The sequence below is a fragment of the Methylobacterium phyllostachyos genome (genome assembly GCF_900103445.1).
Classification (GTDB): Bacteria; Pseudomonadota; Alphaproteobacteria; order Rhizobiales; family Beijerinckiaceae; genus Methylobacterium; species Methylobacterium phyllostachyos.
This window is the reverse complement of the sequence record NZ_FNHS01000007.1, coordinates 151315-170993: the sequence shown is the minus strand read 5'-3', so window position 1 is coordinate 170993 and position 19679 is coordinate 151315. Positions and strand designations below refer to the sequence as shown.

Here is a 19679-nt window from a genome sequence, read left to right as displayed (position 1 = left end):
GGGATCGACAGCCGGCGGGAGCCTGTCCATGCGCGTGTGTCGCTGTCTCGCGGTCGCCGCGGCCCTGCTCGCGGCGGGCCCCGCCCAGGCGTCCCCCACCGCCTGGTCCGGGCACCGGACCGAGTCGCGCGTCATCCGCCACCGAATCCGGGTGCGGCCCGTCGCGGTCGTTCCGGTCGTCCCGCCGCCCGTGCTGGTGTGGGACTACCTGCCGCGCAACCACAGCGTCCCGCTGTACAACCAGCCGCCCCGCTCCATGGCCTGGTGAGAGGGTCGCCGGGAAGGCATGACGGACGGTCCGTTGTTGACTAGCCTAGTCCCCGGCTGCGAAGCGCGACCGGCGCTGCCCCCACCTCAGCTCTCCAGTTCGCTGTCCCAGTACAGGTAGTCGAGCCACGTGTGGTGATATTGCCGGTGGTCGAATTCCGGCTGCCGGTGGTGCAACTCATAGCGGGTCGGCCGCCGGGGCTCGGTCATCAGCGGCATGTCGGCCTCGGCCGGGGTCCGGTTGGCCTTGCGCAGGTTGCAGGGCGAGCAGGCCGCAACGACGTTCTCCCAGCTCGACAGGCCGCCCCGGGATCGCGGCACCACGTGGTCGAAGGTCAGGCCGCCGGAGGGCAGCCGCAGGCCGCAATACTGGCAGCTGAACCCGTCCCGCAGGTAGATGTTGTAGCGCGTGAAGGCCGGGCTGCGGGCGAGCGCCACGTAGTTCTTGAGCGCCACCACGCTGGGCACCCGCAGGGAGCGCGAGGGCGAGCGGGCCTCGACATCGTAGCTCGCCACCAGGGTGACCCGGTCGAGGAACAGGGCCGTGAAGGCATCCTTCCAGGACCAGAGGGAGAGCGGATTATACGAGAGCGGCCGATAATCCGCGTTGAGGACGAGGGTTTGGAGATCCATCATCGGCGCGACTCTTCACACTAGCTCTGACGCGGATAACACGCGGGACCGGGGTGACGCCTCACCGGCTCGTCCGGACCGGCCCGGAGCCGATGCGGGACAAGCCGGCGCCCGGGGCGACGACCTGAAGGGAGCGGTGGAGGGAGCAACAGGGCGGCGGGCCGGCGCGCGAGGGCGCCAGTCGGGGCGATCAGATCCGGAACGCGGCCGGGCCGGGCCGGCACGATCGCCGGCCGTGCCCTTTCGCGTGATGACGAAAAGGCCCTGTCCATCAGGTGCTCATCTAATCTCAGCATGACACCCTTGTGAAGCTGTTCCCGGCGGGCCCAGGGACGCACCCACAGGGCACACACACACGGGGCACCCGAAGAGCGGCCCGGCGCGCGGGGCCGTGCGAGCCGGTGCCGGATGGCAGGAGCACGGTTTCGCCCTATTGCTCCCGCAGAGGGCTGGGCCGCCAGGAGGGCCCCCCGGTCCCCTATCGCCGCCGATTCGCCGATGCCGAGCGCGCATCGGCGCGCCCGACGCGAGGTCGCCCATGACGTGTACGCCAGCGCGTACCAGCAAGCCGGATGGCGGCGCGCGCCCGTCCCGTCTCGCCACCCTCTTCGCCGCAGTGATGCTCGGCCTCGCCGCCGCATCCCCGCCGGCCTCTGCCGAGACGCCGGCCCAGTCTCCCGCGCAAACGCCCGCTCAGACGCAGGGGCCGGCCGGCAAGCCTGCGGATGCAAAGGCTGCAGAAACCAAGCCCGCAGAAGCCAAACCTGCGGCGGCCAAACCGGCATCCGCGGAGGTCCCCGAACAGTTCAAGGCGGTGCGGGCCAAGCTCGACGCCGCCAAGGCCGAGCTCGACGCCCGGGAGAAGCAGCTCGGCCATACGGACCTGACGGTGGCGGATCTCACCGCCATCCGCGACAGCGCCGTCACGGTCACAGACGAGATCCGCACCCTGGTCACGCGGCTCGACGCGCCGCTGGAGGCTGCCCGCGAGCGGCTGGCCCAGCTCGGGCCGAAGCCCAAGGACACTCAGGAGAGCGCGGACGTCGCCGAGCAGCGCGCCGAGCGCGAGGCCGCCGTCACCCGGATCGACGAGACCCAGCGGCTGGCCCGCTCGCTCGTGGTGCAGGGCGACCAGATCGTCGACCGCGTCTCGAACCGCCGGCGCGAATCCTTCACCCGCGACCTGTTCCTGCGGTCCCAGCTGCTGATCGGCCCGGGCTTCTGGGCCAAGGTGATGGCCGACGTGCCGCGCGATACCCGCGCGCTGCAGAGCGCAGTCTCCGATATCGGGCTCCTGTTCTCCCGCAATGGCAGCCTCACCAACCTGCTGTTCCTCGGGCTGGCCTTCGGGATCTCGGTGGCTTTGTATTTCGGCCGCCGCAACATCGCGCCCCGGGGCGCCCGCCGGGATGCCGGCAAGACGGAGCCATCGCGCCGGGCCAGGCTGCTCGCCGCCTGGCGGGTGATCCTGCTCGGGACGGTGCCGGCGGTGGCGGGCTCCTACGCGGTCTATTACGCGCTCGACGCCACCAATCTGCTGCCGTCCCGGCTCCTGCCGGTCGCCGCCGCGATCTCCGGTGGCCTCGCCTTCATCGCCTTCGTGGAAGCCCTCTGCGACGGCCTGCTCAGCCCGGAAAAGCCCGCGTGGCGGCCCACCCCCGTGAGTGACGCCGCAGCCACGCGCCTGACCCGGCTCGCGGTCGGCATCGCCACGGTGGTGACCGTGGTGAAGTCCGTGGAGGCCCTGAATTCCGGGATCTCGGCGGCCCTGCCGATCTCCATCGCCACCCGCGGCCTCGGCGCCGTGGCGACCGCCCTGATCCTCGGGATCGGCCTGCATCGCTTCGCCGATACCGAGCAGGAGGAGGAGGCCTGCTTCGGCCCCTACGTGCCGACCAAGACCACCACGGGCATCGGCGGCCCGGCCCGGCTCCTCGGCTGGGCCGCCATGGCGGTGATCGGGCTCGGTGCCCTGGTGGGCTACGTCGCCTTCGTGACCTTCCTGATCGACCAGCTGATCTGGGACGCGGGCGTCCTGGTGCTGCTCTACCTGCTGGTCCAGAGCGTCGATGTCTTCATCGGCCGCGCGCTCTCCGACGAGACCCGGCTCGCCACCGCGCTCCAGGCCAATACCGGCCTGCGCAAGCGCTCGCTGAACCAGATCTCGGTCCTGGCGACCGGTGCCGCCCGGGTGGTCCTGTTCCTGGCGGCGGCGGTCCTCGTGCTGGCACCCTGGGGGCTCGATTCGACCGACATCGTCTCGTCGGTCCGACAGGCCTTCTTCGGCTTCAAGGTCGGCGACGTCACGATCTCGCTGTCGAGCATCGTGCTGGGGATCGGCATCCTGGTGGTCGGCATCTTCATCACCAAGGGCGTCCAGCGCTGGCTGGAAAACACCTACCTGCCGGCGACCGACCTCGACGCGGGCCTGCGCAACTCGATCACCACGGTGGCGGGCTATTGCGGCTTCCTGCTCGCGCTGGCGCTGGCCTTCTCGTATCTCGGCCTGAGCCTCGAAAAGCTCACCCTGGTGGCCGGCGCCCTGTCGGTCGGTATCGGTTTCGGCCTGCAATCGATCGTCAACAACTTCGTCTCGGGCCTGTTGCTCCTGTGGGAGCGGCCGATCCGGGTGGGCGATCAGGTGGTGATCGGCGATTCCGAGGGCATCGTGAAGCGGATCTCGGTGCGCTCCACGGAGATCCAGACCTTCGACCGCTCGGCCGTGATCGTGCCGAACTCCAACCTGATCTCCGGGGTGGTCAAGAACCGGGTGCGCGGCGACCGCTCCGGCCGGGTGAGCATCACAGTCAGCGTCCTGCGCAACCAGGATCCGGTCCGGGCCGCCGAGATGATCACGGGCTGCGCGCAGGCCCATGCCGACGTGCTGCGGGATCCGCCGCCCCGGGTGGTGTTCAAGAAGATCGGCGATCCGTTCCTCGAATTCGAGCTGCTGGTCTGGATCACCGACGTCAGCCTCGGCCAGAAGGTGCTGACCGACCTTAATTTCTCCGTGTTCTCGACACTGGTGCAGGCGGGCTTCATCCCGCCGCTCGGCCCCGGCTCCAGCATCGTGACCGTGCAGGGCCTCGACACGATGCAGAGCGCCATGGGCGAGATCGCCAGTCGCTTCGGGCTGGCGGCGCCGGCCGCAGCACCCGCCGCCGAGGCCGGGGAGGGGGCCCGGACACAGCGGGATCGAAGCCTGCGGAGCGCGGGGGGCTGAGGGGGCGGGTGCGGATCCGCCAGACCCTGCCTATATGGCTGCGGCATCCGAGCCGGTTGCCGCAGCAGGGATTTTGAGAACGTGGGCGGACGAAGCGTGAGACGGACCCTGCCGCGGTTGCTCTGCCTGTCGGCGCTGGCGCTTCTCGGTGCCTGCGCCGCCCAGGCACCGACCTCCTCGGCACTGCCGAGCATCTACCTTCCGCTCGCCAGCGACAGCGCCCATATCGACGTGGAGGCGGCCCGGGACATGATCTCGTCCTACCGCCGCAACCGTGGCGCGCCGCCGCTCGCGGTCGATCCCGAATTGCAGCGGCTGGCCGAGGCCGAGGCGGCCGCGATGGCGCTGGCCGACCGGCCGAGCCAGGCGCAGACCGTGAAGGCCGCGGTGCAGCGGCTCGGCTACGCGGACGTGAACGCCAACCTCTCGGCCGGCTATCACACCCTGGCCGAGGCCTTCTCGGGCTGGCGCGAGAGCAAGCCGCACGACGCCACGATGCTCGACCCGAGGGCCACCAAGATGGGCATCGCCACCGCCTACGCGCCGGGCTCGAAATACAAGGTCTACTGGGCGCTGCTCACGGCCCAGTAGCGCCGCCCCTGCGGCAGCCCCGTCACGTTCGGCACCGGTGGCGCTTCCGTGAGCGGCGTCACCGTTACCCAAGGGTTGGCCGGCCGGTAGCGGGTGTCAGGGAGCCTCGGCCCGGTTCGGCCGCATAGGCGCCGATATGGACGCCATCGCGCATAACCCGCCCGATCACGACGCGGAGCCCGGGAGCTGCCCGGGTGCGGATGCGAGAGCCGTGTGCCCGATGCCGAATCGTCACGGAAAACCGGGTGCTGGATCCGAAGAGACCTGGGCAGCCTACCGGGTTGGTAACCTTACTGAACGAGCAGTAAAGACGCCTGTTTCCAATCTGTATCATCCCGTCATCGCCCGTTCAGGCAGAGCCTGGCATACACCTGTCGTACGAGGGGTTTGGCGGCAGGAACGGCGAAGCGGCCGGGCAGCCGAGCCCCGTTAAGATATGGCGCAGGACCCGGGGCACACGGGCCGCGCCAGGGGTGGCGGAGCGGTACGATGGTTCGTCTCTACGGACGGGTCCTAGGGTTTCTGAAGGCGGAACGGCGGCTGGCGATCGGCTTGGCGGCGACCAACGTCGTGCTGGCGATCGCGGCCTTCGCCGAGCCCCTGCTGATGGGCCGGATCATCGACCAGCTCACCCATCTCCAGCGCGGCGGCAACGCCATGGGCACGATGCTGCCCCTGCTCGCCGCCTGGGTGGCGTTCGGCTTCTTCACCATTGCGGCGGGCGTGTTCATCGCGCTCCATGCCGACCGGCTCGCGCACCGCAACCGCCTGTCCTCGATGGCGAGCTACTTCGAGCACGTGCTCGACCTGCCGCTGGCCTTCCACTCGGCCAACCATTCCGGCCGCGTCCTGAAGGCGATGCTGGAGGGCACGAACGGCATGGCGTGGCTGTGGCTCGGTTTCTTCCGCGACCACCTCGTCGCCCTGGTCTCGCTCGGCGTGCTCCTGCCGATGACCCTGTTCATCAACTGGCAGCTCGGCTCGATCCTGGTGGTGCTGGTGCTGGCGTTCACGGCGCTCACCACCTTCGTGATGCGCCGGACCGAGACGCTCCAGGGGCAGGTCGAGGAGTTCAATTCCGGCCTTGCGGCCCATGCCTCGGACGCGCTCGGCAATGTCGCGGTGATCCAGTCCTTCACCCGCGCCAAGGCCGAGAAGGACGCGATGCGCGGCATCATCACCAACCTGCTCGCCGCGCAGATCCCGGTCCTGTCCTGGTGGGCGCTCGCCAACGTGGCGACACGGGCGTCCGCGACCATCACGATGACGGCGATCTTCGTCACCGGCATCTGGCTCTATCAGGCCGGCACCACCACGGTGGGCGAGGTCGTGGCCTTCATGAGCCTCGCCACCGCCTTCGTGGCCCGGCTCGACCACGTGGTCGGCTTCGTCAACGGCCTGTTCCAGCAGGCGCCGAAGATCGCGGAATTCTTCGAGATTTACGACACCGTCCCGGCGGTGGCCGACCGGCCGCATGCCCGGCAGGTGGCGCGGTTCGAGGGCGCGGTGACCTTCGACAACGTCGCCTTCTCGTATGACGGCAAGCGGCAGGCGCTCGACGGCGTGTCGTTCTCGGCGCGGCCCGGCGAGACGATCGCGCTGGTCGGCACCACCGGCTCGGGCAAGTCGACGACGCTCGGCCTCCTGCACCGCAGCTTCGACCCGGCCTCCGGTTCGATCCGTATCGACGATATGGACATCCGCGACGTCGGACTCGCCTCCCTGCGCCACAACATCGGCGTGGTGTTCCAGGAGCCGATGCTGTTCGCCCGCTCGATCCGCGAGAACCTGCAGGTCGGCTGCCCGGACGCCACCGACGCCGAGATGCTCGACGCCCTGGAGCGGGCCCAGGCCAGCGCCTTCCTGGCGCGCCAGCCGAACGGGCTCGACACGGTGATCGGCGAGCGCGGCCGGTCGCTCTCGGGGGGCGAGCGCCAGCGGCTCTCGATCGCCCGGGCGCTCCTGAAGAACCCGCCGATCCTGATCCTCGACGAGGCGACCTCGGCGCTGGACGCCGCCACCGAGCGCAAGCTCCAGGGCGCGCTGGAGGCGGTGATGGAGGGGCGGACCACCTTCGTGATCGCCCACCGCCTCGCCACGATCCGCGACGCCGACCGGATCCTGGTGTTCCACGAGGGCCGGATCGTCGAGGCCGGGACCTTCGACGCGCTGGTGGCCGAGGGCGGTCGCTTCGCCGAGCTCGCCCGGGCGCAGTTCATGGCGACCGAGGCCGAGGCGGAGGACGGGCTGGCGCTGGCTGCGTGAGGACGGGCTGGCGTTGAGGGCCCAGGTCGGTGCGCGGGGCCCTTCGCCGGAAGGCAGACATCGGGTCACGGGCGGGGGTGAGGGGGGTAACCCTCACCCCCGCCCGTTCCTGGCGAGCGTGATGGGGATCCATCGCCGAAAGACCGAAGCGTAGCCTCATCTCGTTTTCTAGAGGCGTATGACCGAATTTTTTATGTGATTGGCTGAGATGCGATCTGCGTGGCGTTCGGCGCTATGGGATAAATCACGAGAGCAACGTCGTCGTAAAGGTGGATTGGGGAGACTGTAAAACCCGGATTTTTCTGCTCAAAGTCGTCGATAAGTTTCTTATCTTCTTCGGCAATTTTCTTGTCATTGGTTTCAAGCCAGGTTGTGGTACCTCTTGCCTCGACGATCCCAGTGACTGGATCGCGACCATAGACTTCCTTGCTGTGCAACATGGATCCCGCCTCAACCGGCTCAGGACCGCGAACGATCTTAGCCGTCCCATTCAAGACGGCCTGAACCCTCGCGTCATTCGGATCGTAAGGACCGGAATGGGACATGTGGAGCGCGACCCATTCTTGCGCTTTTTTGTCTGTCGTGGCGATTTCGTAGACACCGAGCACATGATTACGCGCCAATCTCACCAGACTTTCATCATCGAGATGGATTCTTGGCCGCGCGGTAAAGTCTGAAGAATTGCGGCTCTCGATTTGTTTCGCCAAATATTCTGGAAGGCCAGATGTGATATTTTTTATGTCTGAACTGGGATTTTCTGATATGGATAGCAGATCGAGTTGCAGAATAGGCGCATCGCTCGCACGTACGTTTCGAAATACCACTGGATTGGGATTTGATTTTTGAGAACGATCATCGAGTTTATTGTCGACGGGCGACGGATCTGTCGTACGCTCGTGCGTTTTGTCTGAGAAAGATAGGAGAACATTGGCTACAGGTAGTGAGAACAGATAAGCGCTGCGCGGATCCGGTGATGGAAGTATGGGGTTTCCATTTCCCTGAGCGGCTTTTGTCCATGGGGATGCGTCGACTCGAAGGGTGCTCAGGGCAATGATTGAGGAAGATAATGCCGTTAATTTAGAGTTCATCTTGAAATTCCGCCTCAGTATTTACTTCGATATACTATTAAATCCGTTGTAAAATTCAGCCGAGTGAGTCCAAAGCTCCGGCCATGTGACTCATGAAAGGCGTGCGAGGCCATCAGGTCAAGATTAAAACTGATGTTTTGAAAAATCTATCTTTGGGCAAGCGCAAAATCAGCGCAATGCGATGCAGGGCGCGGCTCAAGTAGGCCGAATGTCTTGTTCTGCGGAGCAATCGCAGTCGCACGATATCCCATACGGATTCGGATCCACTCGCCGCCATCGAAAGCGCGGCGAACCACACACATGCCCCATCCTGACAGCGCGCACCCCTGATCTCTGCTCTCACGAAGCCGGCGCGGGGGCCGGCGCAGCCGTCGCTACTTCCGGATGCGGCAAGCCCGGCCTTGGGATGTTCCGGCGAGGGGCGCCTTCAGCCTCTACCCGATCCGCGCGAAAAACCCCGCGATCGCCTCCGCGGCCCGCTCCGGATCCTCCCGATGCGGGAAGTGTCCAACCCCCGGGAATGGCGCCAGATCGAGATCCGAAAAGGTCTCGCCCAGGCGGTCGGTCCAGGCATAGGGGAAGATCGGGTCGTGCTCGGCCCAGCGCACGCAGGTCGGCACCGTGATCGGCGGCAGGGGCGGGGCCTCGCCCTTCAGCATCGCCACCCGGCCGGCATGGGCGGCACGATAATGCGCGAAGCCGCCCGCGAGGTTTCCCGGCTTCCAGTAGGCATCCACGAAGGCGTCGAACACGTCGTCGAACGCGTCCTTGCGGTGCGACCAGTGCCGCAGGAAATGGCCGATATAGGCGGCGCAGCTCTCGCGGCTGGCCCCCACGAGCTGCACGGCCAGATCCATCTGGTTGAAGGACTGGTACCAGATCTCGTTGAGCCGGTCCGGCGCCCCGAGGCGGGGGCCGATCCCCGGATAGACAAAATCGAACAGGACCAGGCCGGCGCAGCGCTCTGGGTTCGCCCGGGCGAGCGCCTGGATCACCGCCCCACCGACATCGTGGCCGACGATGCCGGCCCGCGCGATCCCGAGACTATCGAGGAGCGACACCATATCGGCGGCGTGGTCAGCCGGGCCGAAGGGGCCTGCCGGCTTGTCGCTGTCGCCGAAACCGCGCAGGTCCGGGGCGATCAGCGTATGGCGGTCCGCGAGCCGGGCCATCACGGGCTCCCAGGTCAGCCAGAATTCCGGCCAGCCGTGGAGCAGCAGCAGCGGCGCCCCCGTGCCGCAGCGCGCGACGTGCAGGTCCGCGCCGTTCGCGCGGATCGTCAGGTGCTCGACTCCGTCCATTTGCCCTCCATCTCGGCCCGGCGGGCCAGCATCCGCGCCTGCAGCCGGCTGCGGCGGGCGGCGATCACCGTGCCGTTGATCTCGCCGCCGAACAGGAACATGGCGGCGAGCCAGTAGAGGAACACCAGGAACACCATCGCGGTGGCCAAGCCCCCGTAGGTCGACGCGTAGGCGTTCGAGAACCGGTCGAGATAGAAGCCGAAGCCGAGGCCGGCGAAGAACCACAGCACCAGCGTCACCCCGATCCCCGGCAGGACCGACAGGATCGAGCGCCGCCCGGCCGCCACGAACTTGTGGGCGATCACTAGGATCACGGCGAGCAGCAGGGCGGTGACGGCGATCCGCCCGATCGCCACCGTGAGACTCAGGGGCTCCAGCCCCGGCGCCACCAGCACGAGGGCGCGCCAGATCAGCGGCCCCAGCACCACGAGCAGCGCGAAAGCCAGCATCGCGAAGGCGCCGCAGATCACGTAGCCGATCGATTCGAGCCGGGTCAGCCACCAGGGTCGACCCTCGCGCAGGCCATAGGCCCGGTTCAGTCCGACGCGCAGGCTCTCGACCCCCGAGGAGGAGAAGTAGAGGGCGAACAGCGCGCCCAGCGTCAGCACCCCGCTGCGCTGCTCGGTGAGCACCCGGTGCACCTCGCCGACGATCGGCTTGGCGATCTCCCGGGGCCATGCGTCGAAGATCAGCACGCCGGCCTCGTCGGCGAGCGACTGCGTGCCGAACAGGCCGGCGAGCGCGGCGAGCAGGATCAGGAACGGGAACAGCGACGTCAGGGTCGACAGCGCGATGTGGCTCGCGATCGCCCAGCCGTCATGGGAGACGAAGCGCTGCGCGGCGACGCCCATGACCTGCAATCCGTTGCGGAGCGGTTTCACGATCCTCGGTCTCATCATCCTCTGGCAGCCGGCCGATGAACGGCGCCGGGGCCGGCCCGTCAACGCGGGTGACGCGATCCGGTCCCGAACACGAACCGGTGACGCATGGGCGCCACGCCCCTGGCATGCGCCGCATCGCCGTTGCGACTCGCGGGCCGGATGCGCCTTAGATACGGCCATGCCGACATCCTCACGACCCTCGATGCGCGCGGCCAGCGCCCTCCCGGCCCTGTTCGTGCCGATCTGGGCGACCGGCTTCATCTCCGCCCGCGCGGTGGTGCCGCACGCGGACCCGCTGGGCTTCACGGCAATCCGCTTCACCGCGGTCGCCGTGGTGTTGGCGGGGATCGCCCTGGCGTCCCGCGTACGCTGGCCGGCCGACCGCGCGGGCTGGCGCGATCCGGTCATTGCGGGCTTCCTGATGCAGGGGGTCTATCTGTCGAGCACCTTCTGGGCGGTGAGCCGCGGGCTGCCGGCCGGGATCGCGGCCCTCGTGGGCAGCCTCCAGCCGCTGCTGACCGCGCTCCTGGCGCAGCCCCTGCTCGGCGAGCGGGTGAGCCCCCGGCGTGCGCTCGGCATCCTCATGGGCTTCATCGGGGCGGGGCTCGTGCTGGCCCCGAAGATCGGCGCCGCCGACCCGTCCGGGATTCCACCGCTGGCGCTGGCGGTCAGCTTCCTGGCGGTGCTGTCTCTGACGTTCGGCACCCTCTGGCAGAAGCGCACCGGCGGCCGGGTCGATCTGCTCGCCGGGGCGACGCTCCAGTTCGTCGGCGGCATGGCCTGCGCGATCCCCCTGGCGCTCGCGTTCGGCAGCGCGCAGTTCGAGCCTGTGGCGCCGGTCTGGCTCGGGCTCGCCTGGGCGGTGCTGATCAACTCGGTGGCCGGCATCCTGCTGCTGCTGGCGCTGATCCGGCGCCGCGCCGTAGCGGGGGTGGCGGCCCTGTTCTTCCTCGTGCCGCCGGTGGCGGCCGTGCTCGGCTATCTCTTGTTCGGCGAAGTGCTCACACCGCTGCAGGGCGCCGGGATGGCGCTGGCCGCCCTCGGGGTCGCGGTGGCGAGCCGAGGCTGAATGTCTCCGGCCCGGGATTCCGGGTTCCCCAAGGGCGAGCCCTTGGGCGGGTTTTCAGGGCAGAGCCCTGATGCTCGGTGTGCCAGGGCTCCGCCCTGGACCCGCGAAAGGGCTCGCCCTTTCGAAACCCCGACCTGGGCCTGCGACCGCAGGGCCCGGAAACCCTTCGTCGACTCGCGGTTTGATGCGCGCGGGCCGCAACAGCCCGGGCCGGCACCGAGCGCGACACGCATGGACCAGGACAAGCCCCGCGAGATTCGCCTCGCCCTCGACGCAATTCCCCTGGGCGGCAAGGCCGAGGGCAAGGCGGGCGACGACGCGGTCCTGTTCGTGCGCGACGCGGACGGCGTGCGCGCCTTCCAGGCCAAGTGCCCGCATCTCGGGGCGCCGCTCGCCAAGGGCGAGATCTGCGGCGGCCGGCTCTACTGCCCGTGGCACAAGGCGGCCTTCGCCCTGTCCGACGGCAGCCTGGAGGAGCCGCCGGCGCTGGAGGCTCTGACCCGCTATCCCGTCCGGATCGAGGGCGGCGAGGCGGTCGCGACGCTCACCCCCGAACCGGCCCCGGCCAAGCACGCCGCGGCACCGGTCGAGCATGTCCTGATCGTCGGCACCGGCGCGGCCGCCGTCGCCTGCGTGACGACCCTGCGCCGCGAAGGATTTTCGGGCCGGATCACGATGATCGGCCGCGAGGGGCATCCGCCCTACGACCGGACCAAGCTGTCCAAGCAGTTCCTGGCCAAGCCCACGCCGCCGGAAAAGACCCTGCTGGAGCCGGATTTCGCCGCTGCCCATCGGGTCGACCGGATCGAGGCCGAGGAGGCCACCCGGGTCGATCCGGCCGCCCGCAGCGTGACCCTGGCGGATGGGCGCACGCTCACGGGCGACGCCCTGCTGATCGCCACCGGCAGCCGCGCCGTGGTGCCGGATTTCGAGGGCAAGGACCTCGACGGCGTGATGACGCTGCGCAGCCTCGACGACGCCGTTCGGCTCAGCGAGGCCGCCGAGGAGGCCAAGCGGGTGGTGGTGATCGGGGCGGGCTTCATCGGCCTGGAGGCGGCGGCCTTCCTGACCAAGCGCGGCCTGTCGGTGACGGTCCTGTCGCGGGAGGAGGTTCCCTTCGCCAAGCGATTCGGCGAGGCCGTGGGGAAGGCGCTGAAGCACTACCATGCCGGCAACGGCGTCACCTTCGTCACCGGCAACGTCGCCCGGATCGCCGGGAACGGCCGCGTCTCCGCGGTCGAGACCAAGGATGGTGGGAGCCTGCCGGCCGATCTCGTCCTGATCGGCGCCGGGGCCGCGCCGGAGACCGGGATCGTCTCCGGGGTCGAGCCGGACGAGAATGGCGGCCTCCCGGTCGGCGCGGACCTTACACTCGCCGATCGCGTCTGGGTCGCGGGCGACATCGCGGCTTTCCCGGAGCACGGCAGCGGGGTCACAGCCCGGATCGAGCACTGGCGGCTTGCCCAGCAGCACGGCACCCACGCGGCGCGGGCGATCCTGGGGGCGCAGGGTGATTTCTCGGGGGCGCCGTTCTTCTGGAGCAACCAGGGCGACAAGCGCCTCGACTACGGCGGCTACGCGCCGGATTTCGAGCGCATCATCCTGCAGGGCGATCCGGCGGCGCTCGACTTCATCGCCTACTACGTCCGGGAGGGCCGGGCGGTGGCGGCCTGCAGCATCGGCCGCAACAAGCCCTTCACGGCGTTCCTGCACCTGCTGGGCGAGGGCCGGGTGCCGGACCCAGCGACGATCGAGGGCGGTGCCGATTTGGCCGCGCTGGTGTGATGGAACCTGCCCCCACACCCGCGCCTTTCGCTTGACGCCGCCCGCCGTCCGAGAAGCCGGGCCGAGCCGGGAGGCCCCATGAACCAGATCCTCGTCGTCGCCCTCATCTGCGCTGCCTCGGTGCAGGCCCCGGATTGCTCGCGCGAGACCGCCATCGACGTGGTCACAGGCCCGGCCCACACGCTTCAGGAATGCCTGATCCAGGGCCCGGTGCTGGCCGCCAATTCCGGCTTCAAGGGCGAGGACGGCGCGTATGTGAAGACGCGCTGCGAGCAGAAGCACTGAGGCTGACAGGCCCGAGCTTCCAGACGCGCGGAGGCCGCCGAAGCCACACATCTCGTCGGCTGCCAACCCCCTAGGGAGCTGCGGCTTTTCCCCTCGCCCTTGTGGGGAGCGATCAGGGGTGGGGGTGGTGCAGAAGGCGGCACAGCGCTCGATCCTGCACCACCCTCACTTCCAACTCGTCCCCGCAAGGGGGAAAAGAGAACGCGTCGGCCAGAGATGGCTAAACACCCGAGCTCAAAGGAAAGGGTTGGTGACACGCGGTTCCGGCCCGTCGGTCCGCCGGCGGATGAACGCCCGAACCCCGACGCAGCCTGGCATCCCAAGTTGAACAGATCCAAGTCGAATCGACTCTTGCCGAAAGGATCGGTCTTCAACTTCAGTTCAAGACGCCGCAAACGAAATCTGCTTCGGCTTGCGCCGCGGACAGGTTAAAAGAGACGATCCAGAAAAACGCCAGGCGAGCAAGAACCATGTCCGCATCCCCCGCCATCCAGACCGAGCCGCAGGACCTCGTGTCCCTGACCAAGAGCGCCGGCGAGAGTGCCAAGGCGTTGGCCGCCGAGGCCACGCGCCGGGTCCGCACGCGGATCCTCGGGACGGACGGGCGGATCGATGCGGCCAAGCTCGAAGGCCAACAGCACGCCGCCCACGGGCTCGCGTGGCTCGCCACCTACGCCGAGGCGATCCGTGAACTCGGCGGCTATGCCGAGCGTCTGCAGGCCGAGGGCCGGTTCGGCGAGACCGAGGCGCTCCTCGTGCGGATCGGCGCGGGCGAGTATCTCGACCAGCTCTTCTCCGGCATCCCGATGAGCCAGGGCGAGATGGTCCGCCCGACCGGCTCGCTTGGCCTCTCCGTCAAGGAGGTGGCGCAGTACCACACCGACGCGGTCGAGACCCTGATCGCCGAGGGCAACACGCCCGAGAACCGCGCCGCCCTGGTTGCTCGGATGCGTGACGGCAGCGGCTCGGCGACCGTCGGCGCCTCGGGCCTCGACGAGGACATGGAGGCGATCCGCTCCGAGATGCGCCGCTTCGGCAAGGCCGAGGTGGTCGATCAGGCGCATGAGTGGCACCTGAAGAACGCCTACATCCCGATGGAGATCGTGACCAAGATGGCCGAACTCGGCGTCTTCGGGCTGACGATCCCCGAGGAATACGGCGGCATGGGCCTGCCGAAGACCGCCATGTGCGTGGTCTCGGAGGAATTGTCCCGGGCCTATATCGGCGTCGGCTCGCTCGGCACGCGCTCGGAGATCGCCGCCGAGCTGATCCTGTGCGGCGGCACCGAGGAGCAGAAGCAGCGCTTCCTGCCGAAGATCGCCTCGGGCGACATCTTGCCGACCGCCGTCTTCACCGAGCCGAACACGGGTTCGGATCTGGCTTCGCTTCGCACCCGCGCGGTGAAGGAGGGCGACACCTGGAAGATCACCGGCAACAAGACCTGGATCACCCACCCGGTCCGCGCCGACATCATGACGGTGCTGGTCCGCACCAAGCCCGAGGAGAAGGGCCACAAGGGCCTCTCCATGCTGATCGCCGAGAAGCCGCGTGGGACGGATGAGGAGCCCTTCCCGGTCCAGGGTCTGTCGGGCGGCGAGATCGAGGTGCTCGGCTACCGGGGCATGAAGGAGTACGAGCTGGCCTTCGAGGGCTTCGAGGTCCCGGCCGCGAACCTCCTCGGCGAGGTCGAGGGCAAGGGCTTCGCCCAGCTCATGCAGACCTTCGAATCGGCTCGCATCCAGACGGCGGCGCGCGCCATCGGCGTCGCCCAGTCGGCCCTCGATGTCGGCCTGCGCTACGCCGAGGAGCGGGTGCAGTTCGGCAAGCCGCTGGTCAGCTTCCCGCGGGTCGCCGACAAGCTCGCCATGATGGCGGTGGAGATCAACATCGCCCGCCAGCTCACCTACTTCTCGGCCCGCGAGAAGGACGAGGGCAAGCGCTGCGACCTTGAGGCCGGGATGGCGAAGCTGCTGGGCGCCCGCGTCGCCTGGGCGGCGGCCGACAACGCCCTCCAGATCCACGGCGGCAACGGCTTCGCGCTGGAATATCCGGTGAGCCGGATCCTGTGCGATGCCCGCATCCTGTCGATCTTCGAGGGCGCGGCCGAGATCCAGGCCCAGGTGATCGCTCGCCGGCTGCTCGAAGCCGCCTGATCGGTCGGGCGGTTCACGGCGCGTCCGTATGCGCTTTCCCCTCCCCCTTGTGGGGAGGGGCTAGGGGTGGGGGTGGTGCAGAAGGCATCGCTCCGCGCCATCGCCCTCTCCTCCCCACAAGGGGGAGGAGAGGGCGGTTCTCCGGTCGACAGGTGACTGGCTCAGCCAGCTGGTGGAGGCGGCCGCCTACTTGGTGATCTTCACCGAGACCGGGTCGCTCGACGGGAAGGTCTCCTCCAGGGCTTCGTCGAGCCGCTCGTTGAGCTTCTCCTGCTTGTTGTCGGGGTGCTTCGCGTCGCCCGGCTTGGCGCTGCCCTGCTGGAAGCCCGGCTTGGTCTCGTTGCGCTTCTGCTCGTCGGCCATGTCGCTCGCTCGTCCGTGACGGGGGCACGCAAGGGTGCCGGTGCGGAACAACGCGGGCGGCGGCGGGTGTTTCCGATCTTTCCGGCGCGTGCATCGATCGGCCGGACGTTTGGATTGTCCGATTGAAGCGGCCACACCGTCATCACGAGCGCAGCGAAGTGACCCAGGGCAGCGCGACATAGGCGATCGTGGCGCTGCCCTGGATTGCTTCGCTGCGCTCGCAAAGACGGCGGCGCCACACCCCCCGACCGAAAGCGGCGTCAGGCCGTCGCGACCGCCCGGGCGCCGACGGGCCCGCGGGCATCGGCGCCGCGCATCACGGTCTCGTAGACGCGTGCCAGACGGTCGAGATGGGCGTCGAGGCTCAGCGGCGCCGCCCAATAGCGGTCGTAGGCGGCCCGGCCCATCCGGGTGGCGAGCCCATCGTCTGACAGGCTGCGCAGATGCGTGGCCAGCGCCGCCGGGTCGCCCGAGCGGAACCAGAACCCGGTCTCGCCGTCGACAACCGCCTCCCGGCCGGCGCAGACATCGCTGACGATCACCGGTGTGCCGCAGGCCAGGGCCTCGTAGACGGTGAGCGGCTGGCCCTCGTACCAGACGCTCGGGAAGACCAGCGCCCGGGCCTGCCGCATCAGGTCCTGCACGCCGGCGGCGTCGCGCCAGCCCAGCATGACGGCCTCCGGATAGCGCGCCGCGAGGTCCGCCCGCTCGGGGCCGTCGCCGACGAACACCGCCCGCGCCCCCGCAAGCCGGGCCGCCTCGGCGAAAATCGGCGCGCCCTTCTCGGTGGAGATTCGCCCGACGAACAGGAAATCGCCCGGCGGCCCGTCCCGTAGCGGTGCCTGCGCCACCGCGATCGGGTTGTCGACCCGGTGAAACACGGTTCCCGGGGGCAGCAGCGGTCGCACGACCCGCTCCTGAAGGTCGCTGATCGTGATGACGTGGGACAACAGCTCCGGCAGCCGGGCCACCTGCGTGAGCCCGACATGGCGGACCATCCGGGCGGCCTTGCGCGGGTAGCTGCGCGCGTCGCAGTTCGCCACGATGCAGGAGACCGACATCGGCGTCCGGTGGCAGATCTGCTGCTCCGGGTAGGCGTAGAAGCCGCCGGTCGGGCAGACCAGGAAGAACTCGTGCATCGTGTAGAGGCAGGGCAGCCCCGAGGCCCGCAACGCCGGGCCGATCGACGGCGAGAGTGCCTTGGCGAAGGCGTGGACATGGACAACGGTATCCCGCGGGTCGCAGGCCGCGAGTTCCCGGGCGAGCGCCCGGCGCGCGGCGCCGTTCCAGATCGCCTGCGCGGCGAACACCAGCTTGTTGCGCGCCGTGGCGATATCGTCCTGCCCCAGGCAGACGACGCGGATGCCGGCGGGTTCGAGGCGCGGATCCACCGGCCCGACGGCGGCGAACAGGCTCACCCGGACCCCGCGCGCGGCGAGCCCCAGGGCGGATTCGATCGCCACCTTGGCCTGGCCACCGTTGATCGCGGCGTGATCTGCAACGAGGACGACGTGCACGGGCGTGTTTCCGACGCTCGAGTTCGGGATTTGGTGTTGTAACGACCCGCGGTTGATCCCCCGTAAACTGGTTTTTGCCATCATCCCGGCCGTCGATGCCGGGGCTCTAACCATGCATGTCGTGATCCTGGCCGAGTTCGCGTCTGCCAGCGGCGGGGCCGAGAAGGTCGCGCTGGAATCAGCCCGGGGACTGGCCGAGGCCGGCGTTTCGGTCACCTACCTCCAGGCAATCCCGGGCGAGGCCGACCCGCTGCTCGATCATGGCAACATCCGGCGGGTCGTGCTCGGGCTGCCAGACATCTGGTCGCTTGGCGGGGCCAAGGCGGCGGCCGCCGGAATCTGGCATGCGGAGGCTGCGCGCCGGCTCGCGGCGGCGCTCGTTGCCCTGCCGGAGCGGCCGCACTGCATCCACCTGCACCAATGGACCCGCGCCCTGTCGCCAGCGGTCTTTCCAGTGCTGTCGGGCGCGGGCGTGCCGTTGGTGGTCACCCTGCACGACTACGCCTTGGCCTGCCCGAACGGCGTCTATTACCGCTTCGACCGGGCGGAGCCCTGCGGGCTGGCGCCGCTCTCGGCGTCCTGCATCACGGCACCCTGCGATGCCCGTAGCCGCGCCCACAAGCTGGTGCGCGTCGCCCGCACCGTGGCACTGCGTCAGGCGGTGCGGGGGCGGCCGCTCCACGCGGTCCATGTCTGCGACGCCAGCCGCCGGCGAATGGGCGACCTGCTCGGCGGCTACGCCGTCACGCACCATCGGATCGATAACCCGGTCCGGATCGCCGAGGGGCCGGCAGCCACGCCCGAACGCGGCGACGCGATCGCCTATGTCGGGCGCCTGACCCGCGAGAAGGGCGCCGACCTCGTGGCGGATTCCGCTCGGGCGGCCGGACTGCCCGCGCTGTTCATCGGGGCCGGCCCCCTGGAGGCGGAGCTGCGCGCCCGGGACGGCGTGGAGGTGATCGGCTGGCAGAGCCCCGCCGCGGTCTGGGACATCCTGCGCCACCGAGCCCGGGCGCTCGCCGCGCCGTCGCGCTGGTACGAGACCGGGCCGCTCACCGTCTACGAGGCGCTGGCGGCGGGGATCCCGGTGGTCGCCTCGGACCGGTCCGGGGCCGCCGAGAAAGTCCGCCACGGGCGGACCGGCTTCGTGGTCGCCCCGGAGGTCGGCCCCCTGGCGGCGGCTTTCACGGCTCTGCGGGACGATGCCTGCGCCCGAGACTTTGGCGCCCGGGCCTACGCCGAAGCCCGCGCCGTGCCGATGACGCTGGCCGCCCATGCGGATGCGCTCCGGACACTCTATGGTGGCCTCGCGACGAGCGCCCCTGCCGCGATGCAACATCATGCAGGATCTCTCATCGGGCACCGATCCTGAGATGCCTTGGCCCAAGGGCAGCATTAAGAATTCAGGATCCGTTCGCTGTGGCCTAGACAAGGTGTTGGATTTTTGTAAACCGATGCCCGATCCGAATCAGCAGTTCAGGTGACCGATATAAACGGCAGAGCTTGCCGTGAGTCTGATGCATCGATGCGCTCTCGGTTTGGTGACTGTCCGAGATCATGGATCCGGCATTTTATCGATGCGCACGCGGCGAGCCCAGACGGGGCAACATGCACTTGACTTCTTGTTGCAGTGCAACATATAGGGGCGCGTCACGGCGGACGCAGCCGGCGTCCCGCTCCACGAATTGACCTGGAGACTTCGATGCAGACCCCGAACTTCGAGATGCCGACCGAGATGCGCGACTTCGCCGAGAAGAGCGTCGATCAGGCCCGCAACGCCGTCGGCAGCCTGATGGCCAACGCCGTCAAGGCCACCGAGCAGGCTCAGGCCTCGGGCCAGACCTTCCAGTCGACCTTCAGCGCGGTGATCGCGAAGGGGTTCGATCACGCCCAGGCCAACGCCAACGCGACCTTCGACTTCGCGCAGAAGCTCGTGCGCACCAAGGACCTGCGCGAGGCCTTCGAGCTGCAGTCCGAGTTCGTCCGGAGCCAGTTCGCCGCCTTCCAGGCCCAGGCCAAGGATTACGGCACCCTCGCTCAGAACGCCGCCCGCTAAAGGCCGGCTTCCCCCGGTCCGCACGGATTGGGGGTGTTCTCAGGATTCGGGCGGCCGCTTCGGACCGGCCGGATCCCACAAGATGGCGCCCAGGCGTCAAAGGCCGGACGCCGGCCGACCACCGCTCCTGCGGGTCGGCCGAAGCGGACAGGAGGAGATCGCGCGATGGGAAAGCCGCGTCGGCCGAGAGCGGGCCATTCCA

Annotated in this window: 16 protein-coding genes; 10 read left to right on the top strand and 6 right to left on the bottom strand. The window is 68.9% G+C overall.

Annotated elements, in window-relative coordinates; genetic code table 11:
- The first annotated feature begins 28 nt into the window (after window positions 1-28).
- Window positions 29-268: a hypothetical protein gene (locus BLQ49_RS13050; protein WP_091716480.1), complete on the top strand. Its 240-nt coding sequence runs from the start codon at window positions 29-31 to the stop codon at window positions 266-268.
- 86 nt (window positions 269-354) lie between these two features.
- Here the strand turns inward: BLQ49_RS13050 and BLQ49_RS13045 are convergent, their stop codons facing one another.
- Window positions 355-903, bottom strand: a complete 549-nt coding sequence (locus BLQ49_RS13045; protein WP_091716345.1) for an HNH endonuclease — start codon at window positions 901-903, stop codon at window positions 355-357.
- A gap of 535 nt (window positions 904-1438) precedes the next feature.
- Between BLQ49_RS13045 and BLQ49_RS13040 the strand changes: the two genes are divergently transcribed.
- From BLQ49_RS13040 to BLQ49_RS13030, 3 genes are all read left to right on the top strand, one after another.
- Complete coding sequence (locus tag BLQ49_RS13040) at window positions 1439-4123, top strand: DUF3772 domain-containing protein (RefSeq protein ID WP_091716344.1); 2685 nt, start codon at window positions 1439-1441, stop codon at window positions 4121-4123.
- 81 nt (window positions 4124-4204) lie between these two features.
- Entirely contained in the window at window positions 4205-4714 is a 510-nt protein-coding gene (locus tag BLQ49_RS13035; RefSeq protein ID WP_425283995.1) for a CAP domain-containing protein, read from the top strand.
- Window positions 4715-5203: 489 nt separating this feature from the next.
- Window positions 5204-6979 (top strand): glucan ABC transporter ATP-binding protein/ permease, encoded by a 1776-nt coding sequence (locus tag BLQ49_RS13030; RefSeq protein ID WP_091716343.1) that lies wholly within the window; start codon window positions 5204-5206, stop codon window positions 6977-6979.
- 191 nt (window positions 6980-7170) lie between these two features.
- Here the strand turns inward: BLQ49_RS13030 and BLQ49_RS28980 are convergent, their stop codons facing one another.
- The 3 genes from BLQ49_RS28980 to BLQ49_RS13020 all read right to left on the bottom strand — a co-directional run bounded on the left by BLQ49_RS28980 (window position 7171) and on the right by BLQ49_RS13020 (window position 10264).
- Window positions 7171-8067, bottom strand: a complete 897-nt coding sequence (locus BLQ49_RS28980; protein WP_143012253.1) for a hypothetical protein — start codon at window positions 8065-8067, stop codon at window positions 7171-7173.
- A gap of 434 nt (window positions 8068-8501) precedes the next feature.
- Window positions 8502-9368, bottom strand: coding sequence for an alpha/beta fold hydrolase (locus BLQ49_RS13025; RefSeq protein WP_091716342.1), 867 nt, complete (start codon window positions 9366-9368; stop codon window positions 8502-8504).
- Entirely contained in the window at window positions 9347-10264 is a 918-nt protein-coding gene (locus BLQ49_RS13020) for a YihY/virulence factor BrkB family protein (protein WP_167627700.1), read from the bottom strand. The genes BLQ49_RS13025 and BLQ49_RS13020 overlap by 22 nt, the downstream gene beginning before the upstream one ends.
- 187 nt (window positions 10265-10451) lie before the next feature.
- On the opposite strand from BLQ49_RS13020, the gene BLQ49_RS13015 reads away from it, so the two are divergent.
- The 4 genes from BLQ49_RS13015 to BLQ49_RS13000 all read left to right on the top strand — a co-directional run bounded on the left by BLQ49_RS13015 (window position 10452) and on the right by BLQ49_RS13000 (window position 15541).
- Window positions 10452-11318, top strand: a complete 867-nt coding sequence (locus BLQ49_RS13015) for a DMT family transporter (protein WP_244507571.1) — start codon at window positions 10452-10454, stop codon at window positions 11316-11318.
- A 231-nt stretch (window positions 11319-11549) separates the two neighbouring features.
- Window positions 11550-13103, top strand: coding sequence for an FAD-dependent oxidoreductase (locus tag BLQ49_RS13010; RefSeq protein WP_091716339.1), 1554 nt, complete (start codon window positions 11550-11552; stop codon window positions 13101-13103).
- Between the two features lie 78 nt (window positions 13104-13181).
- On the top strand, window positions 13182-13388 hold the full coding sequence (locus BLQ49_RS13005) for a hypothetical protein (protein ID WP_091716338.1): 207 nt from the start codon (window positions 13182-13184) through the stop codon (window positions 13386-13388).
- 470 nt (window positions 13389-13858) lie between these two features.
- Complete coding sequence (locus BLQ49_RS13000) at window positions 13859-15541, top strand: acyl-CoA dehydrogenase family protein (protein WP_091716337.1); 1683 nt, start codon at window positions 13859-13861, stop codon at window positions 15539-15541.
- Window positions 15542-15727: 186 nt separating this feature from the next.
- Here BLQ49_RS13000 and BLQ49_RS29680 read toward each other — a convergent pair whose 3' ends face one another.
- Window positions 15728-15904, bottom strand: a complete 177-nt coding sequence (locus BLQ49_RS29680) for a hypothetical protein (protein ID WP_167627699.1) — start codon at window positions 15902-15904, stop codon at window positions 15728-15730.
- 260 nt (window positions 15905-16164) lie between these two features.
- Window positions 16165-17421: a glycosyltransferase family 4 protein gene (locus BLQ49_RS12995; protein WP_091716336.1), complete on the bottom strand. Its 1257-nt coding sequence runs from the start codon at window positions 17419-17421 to the stop codon at window positions 16165-16167.
- A gap of 112 nt (window positions 17422-17533) precedes the next feature.
- On the opposite strand from BLQ49_RS12995, the gene BLQ49_RS12990 reads away from it, so the two are divergent.
- On the top strand, window positions 17534-18793 hold the full coding sequence (locus BLQ49_RS12990) for a glycosyltransferase (protein WP_091716335.1): 1260 nt from the start codon (window positions 17534-17536) through the stop codon (window positions 18791-18793).
- Window positions 18794-19123: 330 nt separating this feature from the next.
- On the top strand, window positions 19124-19477 hold the full coding sequence (locus BLQ49_RS12985; RefSeq protein ID WP_091716334.1) for a phasin: 354 nt from the start codon (window positions 19124-19126) through the stop codon (window positions 19475-19477).
- The last annotated feature ends 202 nt before the right edge of the window (window positions 19478-19679 follow it).

Coding starts and splice junctions, on each gene's coding strand:
- BLQ49_RS13015 (WP_244507571.1), top strand. CDS start 10,452: ATGCGCGCGGCCAGCGCCCTCCCGGCCCTGTTCGTGCCGATCTGGGCG.
- BLQ49_RS13050 (WP_091716480.1), top strand. CDS start 29: ATGCGCGTGTGTCGCTGTCTCGCGGTCGCCGCGGCCCTGCTCGCGGCG.
- BLQ49_RS13040 (WP_091716344.1), top strand. CDS start 1,439: ATGACGTGTACGCCAGCGCGTACCAGCAAGCCGGATGGCGGCGCGCGC.
- BLQ49_RS12990 (WP_091716335.1), top strand. CDS start 17,534: ATGCATGTCGTGATCCTGGCCGAGTTCGCGTCTGCCAGCGGCGGGGCC.
- BLQ49_RS13005 (WP_091716338.1), top strand. CDS start 13,182: ATGAACCAGATCCTCGTCGTCGCCCTCATCTGCGCTGCCTCGGTGCAG.
- BLQ49_RS13010 (WP_091716339.1), top strand. CDS start 11,550: ATGGACCAGGACAAGCCCCGCGAGATTCGCCTCGCCCTCGACGCAATT.
- BLQ49_RS13000 (WP_091716337.1), top strand. CDS start 13,859: ATGTCCGCATCCCCCGCCATCCAGACCGAGCCGCAGGACCTCGTGTCC.
- BLQ49_RS13025 (WP_091716342.1), bottom strand. CDS start 9,368: ATGGACGGAGTCGAGCACCTGACGATCCGCGCGAACGGCGCGGACCTG.
- BLQ49_RS28980 (WP_143012253.1), bottom strand. CDS start 8,067: ATGAACTCTAAATTAACGGCATTATCTTCCTCAATCATTGCCCTGAGC.
- BLQ49_RS29680 (WP_167627699.1), bottom strand. CDS start 15,904: ATGGCCGACGAGCAGAAGCGCAACGAGACCAAGCCGGGCTTCCAGCAG.
- BLQ49_RS13030 (WP_091716343.1), top strand. CDS start 5,204: ATGGTTCGTCTCTACGGACGGGTCCTAGGGTTTCTGAAGGCGGAACGG.
- BLQ49_RS13020 (WP_167627700.1), bottom strand. CDS start 10,264: ATGAGACCGAGGATCGTGAAACCGCTCCGCAACGGATTGCAGGTCATG.
- BLQ49_RS12985 (WP_091716334.1), top strand. CDS start 19,124: ATGCAGACCCCGAACTTCGAGATGCCGACCGAGATGCGCGACTTCGCC.
- BLQ49_RS13045 (WP_091716345.1), bottom strand. CDS start 903: ATGATGGATCTCCAAACCCTCGTCCTCAACGCGGATTATCGGCCGCTC.